6 protein-coding genes are annotated in these 4313 nt (G+C 40.5%); 3 read left to right on the top strand and 3 right to left on the bottom strand.

The window, feature by feature from the left end:
• The first annotated feature begins 2 nt into the window (after nucleotides 1–2).
• The 3 genes from K8S13_RS21370 (at nucleotide 3) to K8S13_RS21360 (ending at nucleotide 1842) form a co-directional block, all read left to right on the top strand.
• Nucleotides 3–416, top strand: a complete 414-nt coding sequence (locus K8S13_RS21370) for a twin-arginine translocase TatA/TatE family subunit (protein ID WP_291465752.1) — start codon at nucleotides 3–5, stop codon at nucleotides 414–416.
• 5 nt (nucleotides 417–421) lie between these two features.
• Nucleotides 422–1231, top strand: coding sequence for a twin-arginine translocase subunit TatC (gene tatC, locus K8S13_RS21365; protein WP_291465751.1), 810 nt, complete (start codon nucleotides 422–424; stop codon nucleotides 1229–1231).
• A gap of 143 nt (nucleotides 1232–1374) precedes the next feature.
• Complete coding sequence (locus tag K8S13_RS21360; RefSeq protein WP_291465750.1) at nucleotides 1375–1842, top strand: cytochrome c3 family protein; 468 nt, start codon at nucleotides 1375–1377, stop codon at nucleotides 1840–1842.
• A 65-nt stretch (nucleotides 1843–1907) separates the two neighbouring features.
• Here K8S13_RS21360 and K8S13_RS21355 read toward each other — a convergent pair whose 3' ends face one another.
• The 3 genes from K8S13_RS21355 to K8S13_RS21345 all read right to left on the bottom strand — a co-directional run.
• Nucleotides 1908–3326, bottom strand: a complete 1419-nt coding sequence (locus K8S13_RS21355; RefSeq protein ID WP_291465749.1) for a cobyrinate a,c-diamide synthase — start codon at nucleotides 3324–3326, stop codon at nucleotides 1908–1910.
• 27 nt (nucleotides 3327–3353) lie between these two features.
• Nucleotides 3354–3608, bottom strand: a complete 255-nt coding sequence (locus K8S13_RS21350; protein ID WP_291465748.1) for a dissimilatory sulfite reductase D family protein — start codon at nucleotides 3606–3608, stop codon at nucleotides 3354–3356.
• An 88-nt stretch (nucleotides 3609–3696) separates the two neighbouring features.
• Nucleotides 3697–4313, bottom strand: a 617-nt coding sequence (locus K8S13_RS21345; protein WP_291465747.1) for a 4Fe-4S dicluster domain-containing protein, incomplete at its 5' end; no start/stop codon positions are given.

Below are 4313 nucleotides of genomic sequence, written 5' to 3'. Positions count from 1 at the left end.
GAATGCCTGAAATTTTAATGATTCTGGCAATAGCACTTATTGTCATCGGGCCTAAAAAGCTGCCGGACCTAGCAAAAACGCTGGGCCGTGCCCTGGGAGAATTCAAACGATCTGCCCAGGATTTTAAGCGCAGTATAGATGTGGAAACTACGGTTAAAGATATTAAAGATATAGATATTCCCAAAACAAATCTTAAAGATATTCTAAAAGACACCCCCACAAAAGATGAGACGGCTTCAGCAGCTAAAGATGACTCTGGCCTGGATGATCCTAACCTGGATGATCCTATCTCAGATGATTCCGGCAAAGAAGAACCAGAAAATACTATAGGTGAAACTGTAGAAGTTAAAGACCCGGAAGATTTGAACACTGATAAAACAGACACAATAAATCCTAAAACCAATAAAACTGATTAAAACATATGAGCGAAGAAGAAAAAAGCCCTTTTACAGAGCATTTAGGTGAACTGCGGGACAGATTGGTTCGCTCCTTTATTGCCGTGGCCATCGGCTTTGTGGCCGCATATTTTTTTAAAGAAAAATTATTTGAAATTCTGACAGCACCCCTTATCACTGCCATGGGTGAAGATGGGAACGCCCGGATGATTTTTACAGGCTTGCCTGAAGCGTTTTTTACTTACCTTAAAGTCGCCCTGCTCACCGGAATTATTCTGGCGACTCCTGTACTTTTTTATGAATTCTGGATGTTTGTATCTCCCGGCCTTTACAGAGCTGAGAAAAAATACTTTTTGCCCATTGTGTTTCTCTCTGTTTTCTTCTTTGTTATTGGTGCCTCTTTTGGATATTTCATTGTTTTCCCCTATGGATTTAAATTCTTTTTAGGATTTGCCACGGAAAACATCCATGCCATGCCATCCATGAAGGAATACCTTTCCTTTGCTTCAAAAATGCTTCTGGCATTCGGTTTTGTATTTGAACTGCCCCTGGTGTTAACTTTTATGGCCCGGATGGGACTTGTCACTGTGCCGTTTTTAAAAAAGAACAGAAAATATGCTCTATTGCTGTTCTTTGTTGGTGCAGCGCTTATCACACCACCGGATGTCGTCACCCAGGTCATGATGGCCCTGCCCTTGATGCTTCTATATGAAATCAGCATTATCGGCGCTAAAATATTCGGGAAAAAGAAGGTTGAAGATATTGATGATGAAGACAAAGAAAAACAAGATACTGAAAAAACCACAGATACTGAAAATCATGAAGAACAGGATTAAATTGAGCAATTTTAGTATTGACTTTTTAACACTTTTGGGTGTAAAAATTTAAGAAAAATATTAAAGAAACAACCAAAGGTATGGAAATATCTTTGGTATACAGGCAAAATAAATTGTTAATTATTAAAGGAGTGAAACAAATTATGAATAAAAAATTGCTGACGTGGTTTTTGGCTGCAGGTATTGCTGTGATTTTTGTTGCGACAGGTCTTCATGCCGGAACTGAAGTCCCTGACACAATAACAATGGACTACAATCAATACAAAAAACGATCAAAAAAACCCCCAAAATTCAAAGTTCTTGAATTTACACACAAAAAGCACAATGAAGATTACAAAATTTCATGTGGCAGTTGTCACCATGACAAGGATAACAAACCTTTGGATCTTAAAATGGGTGACAATGTCCAGAAATGTGTTGAATGCCATACAAAACTTGCAAAAGACAAAAAGAAGAAAAAAGACATTATGGTGCTTGAAAATGCCATGCATGGGAACTGCATCGACTGTCATAAAGATATCAACATAAAAGCCGGCGATCCCAAAGGAAGAAAAGGGCCTGCTCCTACTTCCTGCGGTAAATGTCACGTGTCCACAAAGAAAAAGAAATAACCGTTTATCATAAAACGATTAAGCTTTAAAAGAGGTTTTCCAGAATATGGAAAGCCTCTTTTTTTTTATCGGGTTTGAGCTGCTTTAAATTCTCTTGCTTTTTTGACCAGGGAAGGAGCCCAGGAAGGGCTGCCCAGGGCATGGATATGGGTGTAGGTTCCAAAGGTATTATTTTTGAAAAAACCATCCTTTTTGTCAAGGATACCTTTGCCCCTTTCCATTTTAAATGCCATTTCATGATCCTGATAATCAATATCCATGATACTGGAATACCTGAATTCGTGGCCCTTTAAAATCTCACCCTTTTTAAAAAACGGATTTTCATTGACGACTTCCACCTTGGTGTATCCGTGTCCCTGCGGCCGTTTGGACAGCCCGAATTTAATGGGTAGAATTCCGGACATGGGAAAGTTCTGATCTCCCAACCGGATGCTTTGACCAAGGAAAATAAGTCCTCCGCATTCCGCATAAATGGGAAGCCCGTTTAGAGATAATTTTCTTAAATTATCACGAAAGGCTTTATTCCCCGCAAGCTGCGGTGCATGGGTTTCCGGAAATCCACCTCCCATATAGATAGCATGAACGTCAGGGATGCTCTCTTCCAACAAAGGACTGATAAAAACAATATCAGCACCCAGATTTTTTAATGCGTCAATGTTGTCGGGATAATAAAACTGGAAGGCTGAATCTCTTATAATACCGATGGTAACAGATTCGGATTGAGTCGATTTCACTTCCGAAAAATCAGCATGAACTATAGCTTCAGAGTCAGTGCTGTAGTATTCACCGGTTACAGCCTCATAGAGTCCATCTAAATCAATGTTGTCTCTGGCAACTTTTAAAACGGCTTTGATGGCTTGATCAGAAAAAATGTGTTCTTCAGACGTAACAAGCCCCATATGCCGTTCAGGGAAATCTTTTGACTTTAATTTTGGCACTGAGCCAAACACAGGAATATTACAAAATTTCTCTATATTTGCCCTCACCTTTCCTTCGTGTCTTTTACCCGCTATCCGGTTGAGGATAACACCGCAAATTTTGATATCAGGATCAAACTTCATACATCCCATAAGCAATGCCGCCATTGTACGGGTGCTTTTAGTACAATCCAGCACCAGCAGAACCGGCAGTTTCATGAGTTTTGCAAGTTCAGCAGTTGAAGTAGACCCATCCGTATCAATACCGTCATAAAGGCCACGATTGCCTTCAATAACAGCAATATCGCAATGTTTTGAATTTTCCTGATAGGATTGTTTGACAATTGGAGGGGTGCAGAGAAAGGTATCCAGGTTGTAACAGGAACGACCGGCTGCCTTTGAAAGCCAGCCGGCGTCAATATAATCAGGCCCCTTTTTAAAGGGTGAGACCTTAAAACCTTTTCCTTTCCATGCGGCTATAATCCCTAAAGAGATGATTGTCTTGCCTGATCCACCTCTAAGGCCGGCAATAACAATTCCCGGTACTTTTTTACCAACCGTTTGCATGGATAAATTTGACTTGTCTTACTCTTATTATTCGCCTTCAGACGAATGCTGGATACCACTGCCTTTGAGGCCGTACATGGTTGTACTTCCGGAAGACCAGTATTCAAGCACTTCTTCTTGAACCATTTTAGTGATAACTTTTTTAATTAATCTTGGTTTGTCATCCGGAAAAACTTTATAGAAATCTTTGAAATAAAACTTGGTTTTGGTCTTGGATTTCTTTGTCATCCAATCCACCACTGCTTTGGTTGCAGCTTCTTTATTATCAAGAAGTTCGCTCATTGTCATACTCCTTTGAAATGAAATGTGTCAGCCGGAGTGCAAATACACTCCGGCTTCAACAACTTTATAAACAGGTAAGGTTAAAAACCTATTTTGTAAATTTGAACTGACTTGTCTGACGCCAGCTCATGTATGCCTGCTGACGGAAATCATCAATGAGGTGATGGGTGAAGTCAATTTCACATACCTCAAAGAATTTTTCCCATCCGATTCTCTCAGCCCATTCACCCAGACGTTCATACTTATTCGCACCATTGGAATATGCGTTAACCATAGTCCTGATGGTCTTTGTCATGGAAGGCCATCTTGGCATTTCATTGGGTATGAATCCCACAACAACTTTAGAAAATTTGGGTTCTGAGATTCTGTTGGAAACTTTACCACCGGCCATGAGAACAATACCATCACCTTCTGTATCAGCAAGGGGCATGGAAGGACACATGGTGTAGCAGTTACCACAATACATACATCTTTCATCTTTAACAGCAACCGATTTTACTTCCGTACCGTTAGCAAGTTTCACCTTGGAAGGTTTGATTGCTGCTGTCGGGCAGGCTGCAACCGCCAAAGGAATTTCGCAGACTTTATCAAGATATTCATGATCCAGCATGGGCGGTTTTCTATGATATCCCAAAATCGCAATATCAGAGCAGTGAACCGCTCCGCACATGTTCAGGCAGCATGCCATGGAAACCCTGAGATGTG

It is taken from the genome of Desulfobacula sp. (assembly GCF_021107415.1).
The sequence above is the reverse complement of the archived record's forward strand: the minus strand, read 5'-3'. Positions and strand labels throughout refer to the sequence as shown.

What these genes read in the sequence shown, in the direction of transcription:
- K8S13_RS21370 (WP_291465752.1), top strand. Translation starts at nt 3, where the DNA reads ATGCCTGAAATTTTAATGATTCTGGCAATAGCACTTATTGTCATCGGG.
- tatC (WP_291465751.1), top strand. Translation starts at nt 422, where the DNA reads ATGAGCGAAGAAGAAAAAAGCCCTTTTACAGAGCATTTAGGTGAACTG.
- K8S13_RS21360 (WP_291465750.1), top strand. Translation starts at nt 1,375, where the DNA reads ATGAATAAAAAATTGCTGACGTGGTTTTTGGCTGCAGGTATTGCTGTG.
- K8S13_RS21355 (WP_291465749.1), bottom strand. Translation starts at nt 3,326, where the DNA reads ATGCAAACGGTTGGTAAAAAAGTACCGGGAATTGTTATTGCCGGCCTT.
- K8S13_RS21350 (WP_291465748.1), bottom strand. Translation starts at nt 3,608, where the DNA reads ATGAGCGAACTTCTTGATAATAAAGAAGCTGCAACCAAAGCAGTGGTG.